We start from the raw sequence: 17,463 nt of genomic DNA on the forward strand, positions 1-17,463 counted from the left end.
GTGGTTAGGAGTGAAAGGCTAATCAAGCCCCGTAATAGCTGGTTCTCTCCGAAATATATTTAGGTATAGCGCCGAATGTTAAAAGCCGGGGGTAAAGCACTGAAAAGGCTAGGGTTCACACCAGAATACCGAACCTTATCAAACTCTGAATACCGGCTGGGAAAATTAGGTAGTCAGTCAGCGGGGGATAAGCTCCGTTGGCGAGAGGGAAACACCCCAGACCATCGAATAAGGTCCCAAAGTTAGTACTAAGTGGCAAGAAGGAGGTAAATTTTCTTAGACAATGGGGATGTTGGCTTAGAGGCAGCCATCATTTAAAAAGTGCGTAATAGCTTACCCATCGAGAGAGTTTGCGCCGAAAATGATCGGGACTAAAGTACTACACCGAATTCGTGGAATTAGCAATAATTGGTAGGAGAGCGTTCCAACGACGTAGAAGCGTGATTGAAAGAGAGCGTGGAGTTTTTGGAAGTGAGAATCTAGGCATGAGTAACGAAAAGCATGGTTAAAATCCATGCCGCCGTAAGGATAAGGTTTCCTGGGGAAGGTTCGTCCGCCCAGGGTTAGTCGGGAGCTAAGGCGAGGCCGTAAGGAGTAGTCGATGCACAATAGGTTAATAATCCTATACCTGCTTAATGGTGTTCGAGTCGCATATTGACGAATACGTGAAGTTCAGCCGGGTGATGAATGTCCCGGTCTAAGGTTGTGAAAGCAGCTGGGGACTTAGAGGCTACGGCCGATAGGGATTGAATGGATGGTGTTCCGGGAAAATTTATGCGATTAATCATTAGGTAGCCCGTACCGCAAACCGACACAGGTATCCGGGAAGAGTATTCTAAGGCGCGTGAGTGAAATCTCCCCAAGGAACTCGGCAAAATGGCCCCGTATCTTCGGTAGAAGGGGTGCCAACGCGAGTTGGTCTCAGCAAAGAGGCCCAACCGACTGTTTATCAAAAACACAGCTCTCTGCGAAGTCGCAAGACGACGTATAGGGAGTGACACGTGACCAATGCGGAAAGGTGAAAACTGCTTGTTAGCGCTTGTGGTCTAAGCCCCCGTGAATGTCGGCCGTAACTATAACGGTCCTAAGGTAGCGAAATTCCTTGTCGGGTAAGTTCCGACCTGCACGAATCGTGTAACGAGTTGGGTGCTGTCTCAGGGAGAAGCTCAGTGAAATTGTAGTCGCGGTTAAGATGCCGCGTACCCGCAGAAGGACGGAAAGACCCTATGAACCTTTACTATAATCTGATATTGGCGTTTGATTTTCAATACGTAGAATAGCCGGGAGGCTTCGAAGTTGCCCTTCAGGGGGCGATAGAGCCGCAATGTGAAATACCGGTTTTTGCCAATTAGGCGTCTAACCGCAAGCCATAAGCTGGCTGTGGGACAGTGTTAGAGGGTTAGTTTGACTGGGGCGGTCTCCTCCTAAAAAGTAACGGAGGACTGCGAAGGTTCCCTCAGACCGGATGGTAATCGGTCGGCGAGGATATGGCTAAAAGGGAGCTTAACTGTGAGACCTACAAGTCGAGCAGATGGGAAACCAGGCCCAAGTGATCCGGCGATAGCTCGTGGGAGCGTCGTCGCTTATGGGATAAAAGGTACTCTAGGGATAACAGGCTGATTTCGCCCAAGCGTTCATAGCGACGGCGAAGTTTGGCACCTCGATGTCGGCTCATCACATCCTGGGGCTGTAGAAGGTCCCAAGGGTTTGGCTGTTCGCCAATTAAAGTGGTACGCGAGCTGGGTTCAGAACGTCGTGAGACAGTTCGGTCCTCTATCCTCTGTGGGCGTTGGAAATTTGAGGGGTTCATTCCTTAGTACGAGAGGACCGGGAATGACGTACCGCTGGTGTATCGGTTGTCGTGTCAACGGCAGCGCCGAGTAGCTAAGTACGGAAGAGATAAGCGCTGAAAGCATCTAAGCGCCAAGCTCCTCCCAAGATGAGATTTCCATGAGGGTCCAAGTAGACGACTTGGTTGATAGGGTACAAATGTAAGCGCAGTAATGCGTTGAGTTAAGTACTACTAATATCCCGAAAAGTTTAATTACAAAATTGTGCGCCTTTTTTAAAATAGAGTTATCAGCATTTGGAGCTGAATTGGGTTGATAAATCCGCGCTACATGCTTTGAATTTGCAAAGCGGTTGAGAGAGAGCCGAGGCAACATCTACGATGAAACTCTGGTGATCATAGGCGAGAGGAAACACACGTTCCCATCTCGAACACGCTCGTTAAGCTCTCAGCCGCCGATGGTAGTACGACCCCGCTGTCGTGCGAGAGTAGGTTGTTGCCAGTCTAATGAGCCCCGACGTCCCAAAGGATGTCGGGGCTCTCTTTGTATGCGGATGTCCGCTCGCACGACAGCTGGGGTTATCGGCTGTTGTTCAACTATATCCGCCGACTCGGTGAAACTCTTAACCACAAGAAGTTTTTGAGAATCTACCGAGAGAAACATCTGCAAATAGGCAAACGAAGCCGTCGCAAGGAACGCCGTTTCGACCGAGTAAAAAGCGGGAACCCGTTGGCTTTCGTTCGACGCTTACGCGCATGTCTCCGCTGCGGATTTGGCGGGTTGAAAGCGGGTGATACTATCGCTTTCGCAAAATGATTGACGGGGGTCGGAAAAAATGTTTTTTATGCTATCGGTAAATGGTGTTTTGCCATATGCCTTTCTGTATAGAATTATACAAATTGAATAAAAAACATAACAAAAATTAATACTATGATGAGAAAAATTCCTTTTTGGTGGAGGGTAAGCAAGACGAATATAGTCGCAGCAATTCTTGCAATTTGTTTGTCGGCTAATTTAACAGTCCACGCGCAAAAGTATCAACCGACGCAGGAGAATTTGGAATCTCGCAAAGAGTTTCAAGACGATAAGTTCGGCATTTTTCTTCACTGGGGTTTGTATAGCATGCTTGCCTCAGGAGAATGGACGATGGCTCAGAAGAACTTGAATTACAAGGAATATGCCAAGTTGGCGGAGGGTTTTTATCCGTCCAAGTTTGATGCCGCAAAGTGGGTGTCTGCCATCAAGGCGTCGGGTGCAAAGTACATCTGCTTCACCTCCCGCCATCACGACGGCTTTTCGATGTTCAATACAAAGTATTCCGATTACAACATCGTTGACGCAACTCCGTTCAAGCGCGATATTTTGAAAGAGCTTGCCGACGAATGCCACAAGCAGGGAATCCGCTTGCATATCTATTATTCGCATATCGACTGGTATCGCGAGGACGCTGTATGGGGTAAAACTGGCAGAGGCACGGGGCGTCCCAATCCGCAGGGAGATTGGAAGAGCTATTACAAGTTCATGAACAACCAGCTTACCGAAATCTTGACAAACTATGGCAAGATAGGCGCAATATGGTTCGATGGTCTGTGGGATCAAAACAACAACCCAAATTTCGACTGGCAACTGCCCGAGCAATACGAATTGATACACCGCTTGCAGCCCGCCTGCCTCATCGGCAATAACCACCACAAAGTGCCTTTCGAGGGAGAAGACTTTCAGATGTTTGAGCGCGACCTCCCCGGCGAAAACAAGGCGGGGCTCTCGGGGCAAGATGTCAGCCATCTGCCGCTCGAAACATGCGAGACGATGAACGGCATGTGGGGGTATAAAATCGCCGACAAGAATTATAAATCAACAAAGACCTTGATTCATTATCTCGTGAATGCGGCAGGCAAGAACGCCAACTTGCTCATGAATATCGGACCCCAGCCCAATGGCGAGCTTCCCGCTGTCGCATTGGATAGATTGGCGGAAATGGGAAAATGGATGAAGGTTTACGGCGAGACGATTTACGGCACGCGCGGCGGAATCGTAGCTCCCCACGATTGGGGGGTAACGACCCAAAAGGGCAACCGCCTTTTCGTGCATATCCTCAACCTGAAAGATAAATCGCTCTTCCTCCCCATCGGCGAGCGCGAGGTTAAGAAAGCTTTCGACTTCGCAAGCAAGAAAGCCGTGAAGGTGCAGAAAGTCGACGGCGGCATTGTCATTTCTTTTGACGCCGTGCCGAATGACATTGATAAGGTCGTGGAAATCGTCTTGTAGTAGATAGAAGCAAACGGCATTTCATTGATAACAAAAGAGCCTTTCGGAATTTCGAAAGGCTCTTGTTTTGTGTGGGGCTGTTATGCGGTGAGGATGGCGGCGATTTTTTTGCGCCCTTGTATGTCCGCCGCCCATTTGCCTATTCTTGACGTCAGCACTACCGCCGATTTCCCCGTGTCGGGGTTGGCGAAAATCGTCTGTCCTGTTTTTCGGGCACACAGCACGACAAGTCCGCTGTCGTGCGAGCGGGCATCCGCATACAAAGAGAGCCCCGACATCCTTTGCACGCGTCTGCTTTGGTTGGCTTACGCCAATCCGCGCAGTACGCGCCCTGCGGGTAATTGACTCGCGCAAATTATGCTCCCCAAAAGCTTTTTGCGCTTCGCACAAAAACTTTTGTGTTCGGATATACAAAAAAAGAGAGGCGCAAGCTTCTTTCGAAACTTACGCCTCATTAGACTGGCAACAATGAATTGAAGCTCACTGCATAGCAGTAGGGTTTAGTTCATTTTCGCTTAGTTGAAAAATCCGCGCGCTTCGGGGCGGGAGACGCCGCGCATGTTGACGTAGCGCGAGCGGAGGAGCGACTGGTCGCGGTGTCCCATGTTTAGTTGCAGGCGGGGCAGGTCGGAAAAGCGTTTTGCGTGGAAGCTTGCGTAGGTGTGGCGGAGAATGTCCTGAATCCAACGGCCGCGAAAGCCCGAAGTGTCGCGGATTCTGCGCCAGCGACGCCGCCAGTTGGGCGGGCAGACTTTCCTCTCTATCGGCTCTACCCTGTTGGGGGAGAGAATGCGGTTGAGCGCGGGCGAAATTTCCACCTGCCGCACGCCGCCAGTCTTCGAGCATAGCGAGCGCACGGTGATTGTCTGCTCTTCGGTGTCGATGTCGCGCCAAGTGAGCCGCACTACCTCGCGAGGTCGGATTCCCGCATAAACCAAGAGCGCGGCGGCGACCCCGCAACTCGGGCTTTCCTTTTGCGCGGTCTTGATAAGACGTTTTACTTCATGAAGTTTAAGCGGCTGAATCTCTTTCTCGATGACCTTTTTGCGCTCGATTCGCTTTATCGGGTTGCGCTCGCACCATTCGCGGCGGATTGCGAACTCGAAAAGCCCGTGAAACATCGCCCGCGCCTTGTTGTGCTGCGACGGTGTTGAAAATGCGGAATTTATCCACTCTTCGCATTCCGCAACGGAAAGCTCGGAAAAATTGCGCTTGCCGAGTTCGGGCTTGGCTTTCAAAAGGCGTTTGCCCAAGTAGCGAATGTCGTTGAACGAATCCTTGCGCAAGTGCCGCTTGGATTCCAAATAAACGGCAAAGCCCTCCGAAACGGACATCTCGACAATGTGAAGTTGTCGCTTGCCCGCTTCGATAATTTTCGAGCAGAATTGAACAGGCGTAAGAGTAGAGCCTTTCGGAAAAGCGTCGAGGGCGTTGCAAATTAACCTTGCGGCGTCTAAAATTGAAATTCCTCTCCCTTCAAGGAGCGTTGTAGCTGAAATGATTTCGTTTGTCATGGTATTGATAATACCCTGTACGGGAATTTTATGTTAAGATATTGATATATAGAATAAAACCCGAATATACAAATAAAGCATTATCCCTGTAAATCATGAAACGCTGGAATCTAAAAAATTATTGCAAGCGCCTTTTATTCAAAAGATTCAAAAGTATTTTGGACTTTTTTATTTGACACTGGTATTATCAATACCATAGTCTGCCAGCCATATAATTAAAACAAGGGAAACAAAATGGCGATATACGGCGCAGGCTCGGTATGGGCAGAGGGCGAAGTGATGGAAAATTTCTTCGCCAACGATAATTTTGTCTTGGGGTGGGGATACGATGACGCGGAAGATTTATACGGACTCATCTCTTCTGTAAAAACCGGCGATATTATTTATCTAAAATCGAAGTCGCCGAAGTCGCCGAGAATGACCGTAAAAGCAATAGGCATTGTTTCAAAATCGCTGGTGCATTACTTGATAGCCAAGAAAACAAAGACGGCGGAGTTGCCTGATGAAACAGAGGCGGCGCGATTGGCTGACGGCGGAAATCTTGCAATAGGCGTCAAGTGGATAGTTAAAACCCCGTTTGAATTGGATATAGAAGAAAGCCGAGGAAAACTGACAACAATACGCCCGTCGAGCTTCTACGAAGAATTTCTTCCCAGCGTGCAACGCGCAATAATAGACCATTTAACAAACCAACTATGAAGCATAAAATACTTTTTGTTGCCTTGTTCTTAGCTTTCAGCACGGCTTCTTTTGTTTTCACGAATTGCGTAGAAAAAACAGGCAAACTATCTTCACTTTCTGATTCTGCGCAAACTTCAGAGTCGTTGAACGAAGAGGAAAAAGATATTTTGGCAGAATTTGAATCTGCGAACCCTCTTCCAGCACAGCCCGCTCCTGTGAATCCTACTCTTATGACGCTTACTCCTGCCAAATCTATCCCGCAGCCTCCTATCTTGGCAGGCAGGAAATTTGACTTTTCAAAATATACGAAGATTTATATCGATGATTTGTCCAGCGAGTTTTCCAAAGCGTATCAAAAAAATAAACTTGCCGCAGAGGAAAAATATCTTGGGAAACGAATTTGTACGATAGGCCGTATAGAATTCATATCAAAAGCGGATGGGTTGTTTGATGATGTTTATGTTTTACGCATTAACGATAGAGTGGTTGATTTGTATTGTGAATTATCTAAAGAATACAAGGATTATATATTAAAAATAGAAAATGGCGATGCGATAGCTATTTGCGGGTATTTTTTTGTAGATTTTGAACCAAAATATAAGATGAAATTAAAAAATTGCACTATTATTAAAAATTTTGGGAAAAAATATATATGGGAAATAAAAGATAAGATTGATCCTGGCGAGTTTGGTGTAGTCAAGTATGAGTGTAAAACTTGCAAAGCAACATTTTGGGCAAAAGGTTATTTCGATCCTCGTTATAGGTTGTGTCAGAATTGCGGATATTGCGGTTTTAAGAAGCTTTAACCCAAAAAGAGCCTTTCGGGATTCCGAAAGGCTCTTGTTTTGAGTGGGGCTGTTATGCGGTGAGGAGGGCGGCGATTCTTTTGCGTCGGCGTCGTTTTGCGCCGCGAGAAGCTTGCCGAATGCGAACGGCAGGACAAACCCCGTTTTCAGGAAAGCTCTTCTGTGTGTGTTATGAATCATGGCTTGAATCATAAAGCGCGGCGGCTGCGGTTGCGGTAAAGCTTTTGTTGCGCGGCGGGCGAAAAGGCTTGAACGCGCGTCGGCGATGTCTTAATAATTAGGTTGAAAGGCGCGGATGTGCGGCGGGATACCGAAAACGTTTTTTATTCGAAAGTGGACGCTTGGCTTGTGTGGCTGTTTGGCGGAGCGTTTGCGCTTGCCGCGTGCGCGGCGTTTTTCCTGCTTTGGGACGGCGACTACTGCGCGTTTGCGGCGTTCGCATTGTTTGATATTTTTGTATTCTCAATCGTATTTTATGGCATATGGAATTGCCGCTACGTTTTCGGCGAAGCCTGTCTTGAAATCTGCGGATTTTGGCGCATGAGGATTCAGTATTCCGACATAAGAAATTTCCGCGACACTTTCGATATAATGTCCGCGCCAGCATTATCGCTCGACCGAATTGAAATAGGCTACGTCGGCAAGTCTGGAAAGCGGCTGAGCGTGTGCGTGTCGCCGCGCGACAAACGGCGTTTTGCGGAAATGCTTGCGGCGCGAATGCGCGGAGAATAGGGCGGGGTTGTCTTCCCGATTTCAGGTTAAGGCGGCGATAATTGTGTTGATTTCTCCGTGCGTTTTTCGGAGAATATTCCGAATATGAAAAGGGGATTATTGCTATTATTATCTATGTTGTCTATCGCGCTTTCGGCGTTTTCGAACGAAATTGCCGTCGCGACGAAAAATTCGAAAATCGCGCTCTTCCGCGAGTCGGACGGGCTTCTTAGCGTTCGCGGATACGGGGCTTTGGGAGACTCTTTCGAGCCGTTCAAAAAGACCGACGAGCTTGTCCAGCAGTTCCTGTTTTATCCGACCGCGGGCGACGGCTTTCTCGGCGACGCCTCCTTGCAGGCGGAGCACTCCGACGGCGACGTCTCCACGCGCTTGGAGTTTGTAAAAGCCGATTCGCGCGTTTCCGACAAAGACCCGAACGTTGAGGACACGACGATTTTTCTCAAAGACCCAGCGCACGAATTTTATGTGGAGCTGCATTTCCGCGCGTTCAAAAACGAGGACGTCATTCAGATTTGGTCGAAGATAACGAACCGCGAAAACGGCGGAGTGCGTCTGCGGAAGTTCGCGTCGGCTTCGCTGATGTTTTCGGCGAAGGAGTATTGGCTGACGCAATTTTCGGGAACGTATTTTCACGAGTCGGGGCTTTCCGAAGAGCGTTTGACGCGCGGGCGCAAGGTGCTTGAAAGCAATCTCGGCTCCCGCGCGCACAGAATGCTTGCGCCGATGTTCTTCGTCTCCGAAAACGCCGCTTCGCGCGAGGACGGCGGCAGGGTAATCGGCGGCGCGGTAATGTGGCCGGGGAGTTTCAACATGCGCTTCGATTTGGATTCGACGGGCGTTCTCCGCGCGACCCTCGCCGCCGACAACATCGGGGGCGACTATTATCTCGCTTCGGGCGAGAGCATCGAGACGCCGAAAACCGCGTGGTCGTTTTCCGAAAAGGGCAGGGCTGGTTTGACGCGCAACTTCCACAACTGGGCGCGGAAATATTCGCTCAGAAATCCCGAAAATCCGCGTCCCGTGCTGCTGAACAACTGGGAGGCTACGCACATGAATTTCGACGAGGCGAAGCTCGTTTCGCTTTTCGAGCATTCGAAGGATTTGGGCGTAGATATATTCCTGCTCGACGACGGCTGGTTCGGGAAAAAGTATGTCCGCAATCGCGACAACAGCAGTCTCGGCGACTGGGTTGTCGCCGAGGGCAAGCTTCCGCACGGCATAGGCTTTCTCTGCGAAGAGGCGCAAAAGCGCGGAATGGGCTTCGGCATTTGGCTTGAACCCGAAATGATAAGCCCCAAGAGCGAGCTTTTCGAATCGCGCCCCGACTGGGCTTTGTGCTCTAAAAACCGCGGCTATGTGCTCGGACGCAACCAGCTTGTTCTCGACCTTTCCAACCCCGAAGTGAACGCGTTTATCGACGGAATTTTCGAGTCGGTCGTCCGCCCGAATCCGCTGAAATACGTCAAGTGGGACGCCAACTGCTGCATCTACCAGCCCGTGTCGGCGTATCTGCCGCGCGGGAAAAAGGGCAACGCGATTTTCGACTACAACAAAAACCTTCTCGAACGCATGCGGCATTTTTCCGAATCGTTCCCGAACGTTGCGGCAATGCTCTGTTCGGGCGGCGGCGGGCGCGTGGATTTTGCGTCGCTTGCGAACTTCGAATCGTTCTGGGCGAGCGACAACACTGTGCCTTCCGACCGCGTGAAAATCCAGTGGTTTTTCATGCACTTCTATCCGCAGAACGCGGTGTCGGCGCACATAACCAACATGGGACGCCAGCCGATGAAGTTCCGCACCGACGTCGCGATGAGCGGCGCGCTCGGCTACGATATCGACGTTTCCAAGCTCTCGCCCGCCGACCGCGACTACATCAGGCGCAGCATCGCCCTCTACAAAAACACGGTGCGCCCGATAACTTCGAAAGGCGACTATTACAGGCTGAAATCGCCCTACGAGCACGCGCAGTCTGCGGCGATGACCGTGCTCGACGGAAAGGCGGTCGTCTTCGTCTACCAGACGAAAAACGACGAGTCCGACCAAACCGTGAAGTTGAAGGGGCTTGACCCGAACTCCGTATATTCCGTACGCGAAATCGGCATGTACGGGGCGGACGAAAAGTCCGCGCTACCGTCGGACGGCGCGAAAATTTCGGGAAAAAAACTGATGGAGGACGGACTTCTTGTGCCGACGAAAAAGCGTTGCGCAAGCATGCTGATATTGCTCGAAAAAGTCGCGGACTGATTCTTTTAACCGCCCGCCCGCGTGTGCGTGTCGCCGCGCGACAAACGGCGTTTTGCGGAAATGCTTGCGGCGCGAATGCGCGGAGAATAGGGCGGGTTTCTCTTCCCGATTTTTCGGGTTGCGGCGGCGTCGGTCGGCTTTTCGCGCGGAATTTGTAGACGGCATTTCCGCAGCCGATTTTTTTGCGTTGCGGCGGCAAAAAAAGGACTCCCGCGTTTGCGGAGAGTCCTTTTTTGTTTTGCGCTTTTGTTTTGAGGCGGAAGGTTTGAGGAAGTTTTAAAAAGTCTTAAATGGTCTTAAATGCCTTTAAAATTGGGCTGTTGTGGCGAAAATTGTCGCGCGGGGCGGTTTGAGGAAAGTTTTGGCGTTTTGGGCGGTTTTCCCCGCCAAAAATCAAGCGTTTGAGGAAAAATTCGGATTTTGTCGCGCGGCGGGTAGGTTGTGTTTTACGGAACGGTTGGCTCGGAAATTTTTGTCGCGGCGAGGGTGGCGTGCATCACGCGCAGGTTTGCTCGGAAGTTTTTTCGTGCGGGTTGCAAAATCGCAAAAAAAAAGAGGCGTTGCAACTCGGTTGCAAGCCCCTTGAAACGGCTTTGCGGAATCTATTTTCTTTCGGTCAAAAATCCGCTGTTTATCAGGTCGGCGAGCGTGTCTTCGTTTGATGTCGTCCGAATTGTCGAGCCGTCGTATATTTTGCACCGTTCGGCGAGTTCGCGGACAAATGCGCCTAAATCGGCTTCGTGATTGTAGGACGAATTCCTTATGGCGTCGAGGACTTCGCGGGCGTTGTCGCCCGACACCGTGCCTCCTCCGCGCATTTCGTATGTTTTCATTTGGTTATCTCCTTCCGAATTTTTCTTTGCGTTGTTTGTAGAAATTTGCGAGTTCGTTGTCGAGCAGTTTTGCAAGGGCGCGTTCGCCGCCACTGTCGAGCCGTTCGCGCTTCGAGAAATCGACGAGCCTTGCGCAGAAAAGCAGCCAATTTCTGATTTTCCCGAATTCGACCGTGCCGCTGTGTTGGCGAAATTCAACCGTGCCGTGCCGCCAGTAGCTTTGGACGTTCAGCTTGAAATACCTGCTTCCGCCCGTAATCGAGCGGGCGAGCTGTTCGAGGTTGTGCGCGGAATCCATCTTTTCGCGCCAGTTTGAAACCTTCATCGACGCGCAATAGCGGTTGTTTCGGCGGCTCGGAGGCATAAAGGCGTCGATGTCGGCTTCGAGCGTCGCGTAGTTGGCGAAAAGGTTGCGCCAGACGGAAATGTCTTTCTTGAAGTCCTGTGTGCCGAAATGGGCGTGGAAGCCGCAGGATTTGTTGACCGTGGCGTTGACCTCTTCGAGGGCTTGTTAACTTCGGCGAGTCCGCGTTCGCCTTTCAGAACGGGGCTTACGAGCTCGTAGCCGCCGATTACGGACGCGTCAGAAACAATCTTCCAGTTTGTGCGCGTGGCGTGGTTGTAGCCCTCTATTTCGCAGGCTACGCCTCTGCGCCTGATTGCGTTGCGCAGTTGCCGCTTGTTGCCGTGGACGATTTCGAGTTCTACGCCGAATGTCCTGTTGAAAACAAAATCGCCCTCCGGTGAGAGAGGGCGATTGTTGAAGTATTTTGCGTAGACGTTTTGGACGAATCCGTAACCGACTCCCAACAGGAGGGCGACTTCCTTTCGGGTTTTGCCCTCGCGAAGAGCCTGCGCATTTTGTCCGATTTGGTCAGGTTTGAGTTGAGTATTTCGTCGATTTCCATTGCCGTTTTTGAATTGGTGCGTACACACGCTCTACGGCGGAACGAAGTCAACTCTCTTCGGACATTTTTTTTATTTTTTTTCGGGCGGCGTGTTCGCCGTCGTCGGAAGGAGCGAATGGATAATCTGGGTGGGTGGCGAACTCTATCATTGCCAGATTTGCGATGTCCACGAGGTGTTCGCGGTTGTGGTCTCTATTATATAGAGAGAGGCGTTTGGCAATAGAGCCGACGTTGTCGTATTGCGCTTTGCCGATTTGCGATTGAAGAGAACCGTAGCGGAAGTAGCCCATAATCATCCGATTTTTGCGGTATTGCTCGAACTGCGGGCAGGACTGGATTTTGGCGATTTCGTCGAGGCTCGGCGCGGGCGGAAGCGGGTCGAAGATGCCCGCTTGGGCGAGCAGTCGGTCGCGCAGGAAGTCGTGGGTGGTCTTAGGCATAGCGGGCGAGCCTGATTAGAATGGGCAGTTGTCGTCGTCGATTGCGGCGGCGGGGGTTGATGTGAATGTTTTGCCCGCCTTTTTGTAGGCGTAGAGGCGGGCCTTGCAGGTGTAGAAAAGCTGCATCATTTCGAACGCCAGCAGTCCGTTGCGCCAGTCGCGCGTGTGGAATTTGCCGAACGAAATTGCCGCGATGTAGGCGGGCGGCATTTCGAGCTCGTCGATGAGGTGGGCGATGCGTCGCGTTTCGCCCTCCATATACATGGCGACGACTTTTTCGGGATAGACGACGAGCGAGGACTGTTTGAGCAGCTCGCGCATCGCGCCGAGAACTACGTCGTAGTCGCCGTGTTTGAAGCTTTTATGCGACTTGCTTTCGCCTCCGAAAATCTGTTCGGTGATGTCTTTGCGCAGGGATTCGGTGTCGTCGGACGTAAGCCCGAACTTGCGTTTGATTTCAGCCCAGAGCCCCCAGTAGTAGGACTCTTCGGGTGTCATCTTTCCGCCGCGCCGACGGCTTGCGGAACCTTTGCGGGCGCGTTGTGTAGGTTTTGCGAATGTTGCGGTCATTGTTATTTTTGTTTGACGGTTTTGAATGAAAATACGGCGACGTTCGGGTTTTCGCCGCGATTTTTGGGGCTGAGCGACTCGAAGTATTTGAGGAAGTCGGCGACGTTATCGAAGCCCTCTTTGTTCGCATCCGCCTCCGAAATGCTCCTGAGCCGTTCGGCGCGGATGTCGGTAATTTCAAGTATAAGGCGCGAAAACTCGTGCGGCATAAACATAGACGGTTTCCATTCGCCGCGATGTGCCCTGATTTCGCTTTCGGAACAGTCCGCCGCGTAAATCGGGCGGCCGTCGGCGACGCGGTATTTCTCGCGAACCCAAAGCCAGTCGCCGACCGCCAAATGCAGGTATCGCGTTGAAAAACACGCGGCGCGTCATCGTCTTTTTGCCGGCGAGAATCGCCCGAACCATCGGGGCGGAAAACAAAATCGGGCGTTGCTTGAAAAGGTCGATTACCACAGTCATTGTTTTCATTTGATGTCCCTTTCGGCTTTGGAGATGGCGGTTGCGATTTGAAGGGAGATGATTGAGTTGAAAAACGCAATCCACGCGATGGCGGGTTCTTTTTCGAGGCAGGCGGCGACAAATGCCGCCGCCGAAAGTCCGAAGTTTAAGCAATAGAGTCTCACCATCATCGTCTACTCTCCGATGGGCGTAGCTTGCGTAGTTGCCGATTTTGTGCTTTCGTCCTTCGCCGAGAAAAATCGACCAACCACCCACGTCGTTTTTCTCGATTCGGCAGGCGACGACAGCCGCGTTTGCGTGGTCGGGGAATGTTTCGTAGGCTACGCAGTCGGCGGGGAGCTGCGACATACGCAAACCTGCGAAAAAGTTTTCAATGCCGTTTAAAAGCTTCTCCAATTTTTGCATTTTAGTTGCGCCTCCACGGTTCGGATTCGAGCTGTTTGTTGAGCTTTTCGACGAGCTTCCGCGCCTCCGCCTCCGAATTAAAGAGAATCGGGAAGAACGGCTCGGTGTCGTTGCAGGCGGCGGCGACGAAGTACTTGCCGTCGCGGTTGCGGACGATTTTGAGGTCGATGTATTCTGCGGCCGGCATTATTAGTCCTCCACGTCTTCGGGGTGTTTGTAGGCGTCGAGCGCGACGGTAAGCGATATGAGCGTTGCCGTGGCGGTCTCGGAAACCGCTCCCGCGACGTACAATGCCGCCGCGACGGGTGCGCAGATTAGGCGTAGGAGAAGTTGAGCTATGAAGAGAATTATGCGTTGCATACGAGAGCCTTTCTTGTGTTGTCGATTGTTTTCAAAATGGTTGCGTCGGAGGTCGGCAGAGCGTCGAAAAAGTCGTCGGTCGTGATTTCGCGCTTGGCGGCTATGGCAAGCCGCGCGGCGTTTTGGAGCGCATTTAGCACCACGCGCAACCGCCCTTTCTGCGCGGCGAGTTTGCGCATAATCGGCAGCATTGCCCTGCGCTGTGCGGCGTCGCGGAAGCCCGTCGCCTTGGCAAATGCGTTCAGGTCGGAATCGCTCGGTCGGTCGGGCAGGAACAAAATCGAGTCCTCGCCGCCCGCGCGGCCGACGAGCTGTTCGAAGTAGCCCGCGTCTTTGCCGAACACAACGCGTCGCAGCGAGTTTTCGCCCATGGCTTCGTCGACGAAAATCAGGACGATGGAGCACTTGGTGGCGTCCTGTAAGGCCTGCAAAAAGCCGAAGAGCGGCTGGTTGAGCTTCTTTCTGGGGTCGTACATCCGCTGCGCGTTGTCGAAGATGAAGCAGTTGCGGGGTTTTACGTTTTTGACGATTTCGCGGCGGAGTCTCGCTCCCGAAAAGTCGGCGCGGCAGCTCGGCACGACTTCGCCGATAATCATCGAAAGTTCGCAGACGCTCGGCACTGTCGGGCTTTCGAGGTAGTAGACATCGGGGTGCGTCAGGGCGTAGAACCGCGCGGCGTAGGTTTTCTGCGCGCCCGTCGTGCCGCAGACCATCAGCCATTTGCAGACGTTGGTTTCGGGGCGGATTGCGTCGATTGCGTCGCGCATTTCGCGGACGGTCTCGGTCTCGACGTGCGGGATTGCGCCGCCGATTGTGCCGCCCTCGGCGATGCGTTTTGCGTCGCCCGCGATTTCGGCGAGCTTGTCCATATCGACCTGAAACTTGCCGAGTTTTTTATTGAACCGCCGCCCCGAGAAGAGCTGGTAGAACCAGTCTTTGGAGTAGCGGAACTTGCCGTCGAACTGGGCGGCGATGCGCTGTTCGCTGCCGTCGCAGTGGGTGTTGCAGAACTCCGCGAGGGTGAGCACGTGCGTCTGCGCCTCGGCGGGGTAGTCTTTGATTGCGTTTTTGATTTCGTCTATGTTTTTCATACTGCTTTTTGTTTTGGATTAAAATTCGTCGGAGTCTTCCAGTGCCCTTGCGGCGGCGGCGATGGCCGCGCGGCGTGCCGTGCCGATTTTACGGGCGCGTTTCGACGTTTCCGCGCGGGCAATTTGCGTATCGGCTTCGGTCTCGCGGATTTTCCTTGCGAGCTTTTCGGCATTGCGCAGAACGCCGCTGTTGTGCTCGCGCATTGCGGAGAGTTCAGCGGCCTTGGCGGGCATAAGAGGCGTGAGAACCGCGCGGGCTTCGTTGTTGCGCTTTGCGGCGGCTTCGGCGGCGCGTTTGATTGCGTCGGAATCGAGCATATTCACGCGGCGGACGCGCTCGCAGGCGCAGATGTGGCGGCCTTCGTAGGTGAGGTGGACGACGGAAAGGTCGTCGGCAAAGTAGCAGAGCATTTTCTTGCCCGTGTAAGCCTCGATGATTTCGTCCGACGGCGACTTGAATGTGAGGTTTTCCTGAATGCGCTCGCACTTGTGGATTTTGAGCGACTTTGCCGTAAACGTGCACCCGCCGTTTGTGATGGCGAACTTCCACACCTGTTTGAGCGCGAGCAGGTGGCAGTATTGGCGCGGGTCGGGCCGCCAGAAGTCGATTCCCTTTGCAAGGCGGTTCATTCTTTCGAGCGGGCTTTCGAGGCGTTCCCAGATTTCGATTTGCGAAAGCTCGTCGTCGCTTAATTGGTCGAGTTCCGCCTTTGTGTGGACGCGGTCGAACTTGTTCCTGCGCCATTCGGTGATTGTCTCGAAGCCCTGCAAATTGTGGTCGGTGCGCTTGCGGAGCGCGTCGAGGGCTTCGATAATCAGGTCGCAGATGTCCTCGAAGCGCGGGTGCGGCAGAAGCAGCTTGTCTACGATTTCCTCGCGCGAGCCCGCCTTGCGCAGAAGCTCCCTTGCGTAGAAAAGCGCGTATTTTGTCTGCGCGGGCATATTGTCGTAGCGGTTGCCGCTGCTGCCGTCGGAGAGCGCGAGCTGCTCCTGAAACGGGCGGAAAAACACCTCAATCCAAGACTTGCACCACGGCTTTACGATGTGCGCGATGTCGCAACCCGTGGCGACGTCGAAGGCGAAGACCGCCAGCGGATAGCCGAACTGGCGTTTGAGCCCCTTTTCGGCGATTGTGCAGATTTTGTCGATGCGCACGTCGTCGAAGGCTATCCACTCCATAAAGCGCAGTTGCGATTTGTCGCGGTGAACCATTGCGGGCGCGGACGAATGCGCCGCGAAAACGCCCTGCCGCGCACCGTCGAGCAGGTATCGGCTGCGGGGCTTTATGCGTTGCAGATTGCCCAAGCTCCAGCCGTCGGGCAGTTCCCTGTCGCCGCCCATCAGCCCCGGAACGGGGCGGCCGGTGTTGCGCGCCCACTCGTATTTTGTGCCGTATCCGCATATGCGCGGAATGCAGGTTGTGGACGCCGACTCCGCCAACGAAATGGGGCGCGGCGCGGATGGGCTTTGGGCGGCATTCAGGCGCAAAATCGGGCACGGCAACCCGATACCGGTCTACCGCTCGCACCCCGATTCGGACAGCTTCCCCGACGCCCTCGACAAAACAACCTACGGCACGGTCGAGAAAGTCTACGCGGGCGAACGCGGCGTAATGGCGCGCATTGCGTGGGGCAACGATTTTCAGCACCTGCCCAAACATATGCTGTTTTCGCCGCGCTGGCGAATGAACCGCCAAACCGACGGCACGTTCCGCCCCGTAGAGCTGATTTCGGTGGGGCTCACGCACAACCCGAACATCGGCGGAACGGACTTTGCAAATTCAACCAATTCAACCCAAACAAAAGGAAATACGATGCTCAAAAACATCCTGCAAGCCCTCGGCTTTACCGAGGAACAGGCGACTGCGGCGGAGACAAACGCCGAGGGCGCGCCCACTGAGGAGTCGGTTCTGGAAAGAATCGGCAAACTCAAAGAAAAACCCGCAGAGGCTGAAAAACCCGCCGAAGCAAAGTCCGCGGAGGCGGCGATGGAAAACGAAACGCTGCGCAAGGCACTTTCCGCCGAACGAGCCGCCCGCGCGAAAATGGTTGTAGACAACTGCGTAGCCGAGGGGCGCATGAGCCAAGCCGAAACCGCAACGGCGATTGAAATTCTCTCGAACGCGAAAGACTTCGACGCGGCGGCAACGCTGTTTACCTCACGCGCCGCCGTCTGGAAGCCGTCGTCGAAAACCGCAGACTTGGGCGCACGCAACACCGAGGAGGCCGCAAACGAAGCCGCCCAAGCCGCGCTCGCCGACAAGATAACCGCACGCGCACAGGAAATTTGCGCCAACGAAAAAATCCCGTGGAGGCAGGCATACGCCCGCGCCGAATCGGAATGCAAACAATAACAGGAA

Annotated in this window: 17 protein-coding genes, 2 rRNA genes and 2 pseudogenes (1 of these 21 only partly in view); 8 read left to right on the top strand and 13 right to left on the bottom strand. The window is 52.9% G+C overall.

The window, feature by feature from the left end; genetic code table 11:
• From P3B99_007250 to P3B99_007260, 3 genes are all read left to right on the top strand, one after another.
• Positions 1–2,048 (top strand): 23S ribosomal RNA (locus tag P3B99_007250) (it extends 807 nt beyond the left edge of the window).
• Between the two features lie 129 nt (positions 2,049–2,177).
• A 5S ribosomal RNA gene (gene rrf / locus P3B99_007255) occupies positions 2,178–2,294 on the top strand.
• 429 nt (positions 2,295–2,723) lie between these two features.
• Positions 2,724–4,058, top strand: a complete 1,335-nt coding sequence (locus P3B99_007260; protein ID WYJ08444.1) for an alpha-L-fucosidase — start codon at positions 2,724–2,726, stop codon at positions 4,056–4,058.
• Positions 4,059–4,138: 80 nt separating this feature from the next.
• Here the strand turns inward: P3B99_007260 and P3B99_007265 are convergent, their stop codons facing one another.
• Both P3B99_007265 and P3B99_007270 read right to left on the bottom strand, forming a co-directional pair.
• Positions 4,139–4,336, bottom strand: coding sequence for a hypothetical protein (locus P3B99_007265; GenBank protein WYJ07000.1), 198 nt, complete (start codon positions 4,334–4,336; stop codon positions 4,139–4,141).
• 237 nt (positions 4,337–4,573) lie between these two features.
• On the bottom strand, positions 4,574–5,572 hold the full coding sequence (locus tag P3B99_007270) for a tyrosine-type recombinase/integrase (protein ID WYJ07001.1): 999 nt from the start codon (positions 5,570–5,572) through the stop codon (positions 4,574–4,576).
• Between the two features lie 234 nt (positions 5,573–5,806).
• On the opposite strand from P3B99_007270, the gene P3B99_007275 reads away from it, so the two are divergent.
• The 4 genes from P3B99_007275 to P3B99_007290 all read left to right on the top strand — a co-directional run bounded on the left by P3B99_007275 (position 5,807) and on the right by P3B99_007290 (position 10,035).
• Entirely contained in the window at positions 5,807–6,271 is a 465-nt protein-coding gene (locus P3B99_007275; GenBank protein ID WYJ07002.1) for a hypothetical protein, read from the top strand.
• Positions 6,268–7,059 (top strand): hypothetical protein, encoded by a 792-nt coding sequence (locus P3B99_007280; protein ID WYJ07003.1) that lies wholly within the window; start codon positions 6,268–6,270, stop codon positions 7,057–7,059. The genes P3B99_007275 and P3B99_007280 overlap by 4 nt, the downstream gene beginning before the upstream one ends.
• Positions 7,060–7,356: 297 nt before the next feature.
• Complete coding sequence (locus tag P3B99_007285; GenBank protein ID WYJ07004.1) at positions 7,357–7,791, top strand: PH domain-containing protein; 435 nt, start codon at positions 7,357–7,359, stop codon at positions 7,789–7,791.
• An 84-nt stretch (positions 7,792–7,875) separates the two neighbouring features.
• On the top strand, positions 7,876–10,035 hold the full coding sequence (locus tag P3B99_007290; GenBank protein WYJ07005.1) for an alpha-galactosidase: 2,160 nt from the start codon (positions 7,876–7,878) through the stop codon (positions 10,033–10,035).
• Between the two features lie 602 nt (positions 10,036–10,637).
• Here the strand turns inward: P3B99_007290 and P3B99_007295 are convergent.
• The 11 genes and pseudogenes from P3B99_007295 to P3B99_007345 form a co-directional block, all read right to left on the bottom strand.
• Positions 10,638–10,868 carry a hypothetical protein gene (locus tag P3B99_007295; protein WYJ07006.1) on the bottom strand — a complete coding sequence of 77 codons (231 nt, stop codon included), beginning with the start codon at positions 10,866–10,868 and terminating at the stop codon, positions 10,638–10,640.
• A 4-nt stretch (positions 10,869–10,872) separates the two neighbouring features.
• A pseudogene (locus tag P3B99_007300) lies at positions 10,873–11,316 on the bottom strand (amidoligase family protein).
• Positions 11,317–11,390: 74 nt separating this feature from the next.
• A pseudogene (locus P3B99_007305) lies at positions 11,391–11,804 on the bottom strand (amidoligase family protein).
• 19 nt (positions 11,805–11,823) lie between these two features.
• Positions 11,824–12,216 (bottom strand): hypothetical protein, encoded by a 393-nt coding sequence (locus P3B99_007310; GenBank protein WYJ07007.1) that lies wholly within the window; start codon positions 12,214–12,216, stop codon positions 11,824–11,826.
• A gap of 15 nt (positions 12,217–12,231) precedes the next feature.
• The gene (locus tag P3B99_007315) at positions 12,232–12,786 is read right to left on the bottom strand and encodes a hypothetical protein (GenBank protein WYJ07008.1); all 555 of its coding nucleotides are present in this window, start codon (positions 12,784–12,786) and stop codon (positions 12,232–12,234) included.
• Positions 12,787–12,788: 2 nt separating this feature from the next.
• Complete coding sequence (locus P3B99_007320) at positions 12,789–13,001, bottom strand: hypothetical protein (protein ID WYJ07009.1); 213 nt, start codon at positions 12,999–13,001, stop codon at positions 12,789–12,791.
• Positions 12,964–13,653 (bottom strand): hypothetical protein, encoded by a 690-nt coding sequence (locus P3B99_007325; GenBank protein WYJ07010.1) that lies wholly within the window; start codon positions 13,651–13,653, stop codon positions 12,964–12,966. The genes P3B99_007320 and P3B99_007325 overlap by 38 nt, the downstream gene beginning before the upstream one ends.
• A 1-nt stretch (position 13,654) precedes the next feature.
• Positions 13,655–13,840: a hypothetical protein gene (locus P3B99_007330; GenBank protein WYJ07011.1), complete on the bottom strand. Its 186-nt coding sequence runs from the start codon at positions 13,838–13,840 to the stop codon at positions 13,655–13,657.
• Positions 13,841–13,842: 2 nt separating this feature from the next.
• Positions 13,843–14,013: a hypothetical protein gene (locus tag P3B99_007335; protein WYJ07012.1), complete on the bottom strand. Its 171-nt coding sequence runs from the start codon at positions 14,011–14,013 to the stop codon at positions 13,843–13,845.
• Positions 14,001–15,104: an ATP-binding protein gene (locus tag P3B99_007340; GenBank protein ID WYJ07013.1), complete on the bottom strand. Its 1,104-nt coding sequence runs from the start codon at positions 15,102–15,104 to the stop codon at positions 14,001–14,003. Before P3B99_007340 ends, P3B99_007335 begins: the two co-directional genes overlap by 13 nt.
• An 18-nt stretch (positions 15,105–15,122) precedes the next feature.
• Positions 15,123–16,544 carry a hypothetical protein gene (locus tag P3B99_007345; GenBank protein ID WYJ07014.1) on the bottom strand — a complete coding sequence of 474 codons (1,422 nt, stop codon included), beginning with the start codon at positions 16,542–16,544 and terminating at the stop codon, positions 15,123–15,125.
• Here P3B99_007345 and P3B99_007350 point away from each other — a divergent pair.
• A complete protein-coding gene (locus P3B99_007350) occupies positions 16,507–17,457 on the top strand; it encodes a hypothetical protein (GenBank protein ID WYJ07015.1) in 951 nt (316 codons plus the stop codon). The two genes, P3B99_007345 and P3B99_007350, sit on opposite strands and share 38 nt — an antisense overlap.
• Positions 17,458–17,463 lie beyond the last annotated feature (6 nt).

The sequence above is a fragment of the Opitutia bacterium KCR 482 genome (genome assembly GCA_029269845.2).
Classification (GTDB): domain Bacteria; phylum Verrucomicrobiota; class Verrucomicrobiia; order Opitutales; family Intestinicryptomonadaceae; genus Merdousia.

Excerpts from the sequence above, each read along its gene's own strand:
- P3B99_007270 (WYJ07001.1), bottom strand. The coding sequence starts at position 5,572 with ATGACAAACGAAATCATTTCAGCTACAACGCTCCTTGAAGGGAGAGGA.
- P3B99_007335 (WYJ07012.1), bottom strand. The coding sequence starts at position 14,013 with ATGCAACGCATAATTCTCTTCATAGCTCAACTTCTCCTACGCCTAATC.
- P3B99_007325 (WYJ07010.1), bottom strand. The coding sequence starts at position 13,653 with ATGCAAAAATTGGAGAAGCTTTTAAACGGCATTGAAAACTTTTTCGCA.
- P3B99_007315 (WYJ07008.1), bottom strand. The coding sequence starts at position 12,786 with ATGACCGCAACATTCGCAAAACCTACACAACGCGCCCGCAAAGGTTCC.
- P3B99_007320 (WYJ07009.1), bottom strand. The coding sequence starts at position 13,001 with ATGTTTATGCCGCACGAGTTTTCGCGCCTTATACTTGAAATTACCGAC.
- P3B99_007265 (WYJ07000.1), bottom strand. The coding sequence starts at position 4,336 with ATGTCGGGGCTCTCTTTGTATGCGGATGCCCGCTCGCACGACAGCGGA.
- P3B99_007350 (WYJ07015.1), top strand. The coding sequence starts at position 16,507 with ATGCGCGGAATGCAGGTTGTGGACGCCGACTCCGCCAACGAAATGGGG.
- P3B99_007290 (WYJ07005.1), top strand. The coding sequence starts at position 7,876 with ATGAAAAGGGGATTATTGCTATTATTATCTATGTTGTCTATCGCGCTT.
- P3B99_007295 (WYJ07006.1), bottom strand. The coding sequence starts at position 10,868 with ATGAAAACATACGAAATGCGCGGAGGAGGCACGGTGTCGGGCGACAAC.
- P3B99_007280 (WYJ07003.1), top strand. The coding sequence starts at position 6,268 with ATGAAGCATAAAATACTTTTTGTTGCCTTGTTCTTAGCTTTCAGCACG.
- P3B99_007340 (WYJ07013.1), bottom strand. The coding sequence starts at position 15,104 with ATGAAAAACATAGACGAAATCAAAAACGCAATCAAAGACTACCCCGCC.
- P3B99_007275 (WYJ07002.1), top strand. The coding sequence starts at position 5,807 with ATGGCGATATACGGCGCAGGCTCGGTATGGGCAGAGGGCGAAGTGATG.
- P3B99_007310 (WYJ07007.1), bottom strand. The coding sequence starts at position 12,216 with ATGCCTAAGACCACCCACGACTTCCTGCGCGACCGACTGCTCGCCCAA.
- P3B99_007260 (WYJ08444.1), top strand. The coding sequence starts at position 2,724 with ATGAGAAAAATTCCTTTTTGGTGGAGGGTAAGCAAGACGAATATAGTC.
- P3B99_007330 (WYJ07011.1), bottom strand. The coding sequence starts at position 13,840 with ATGCCGGCCGCAGAATACATCGACCTCAAAATCGTCCGCAACCGCGAC.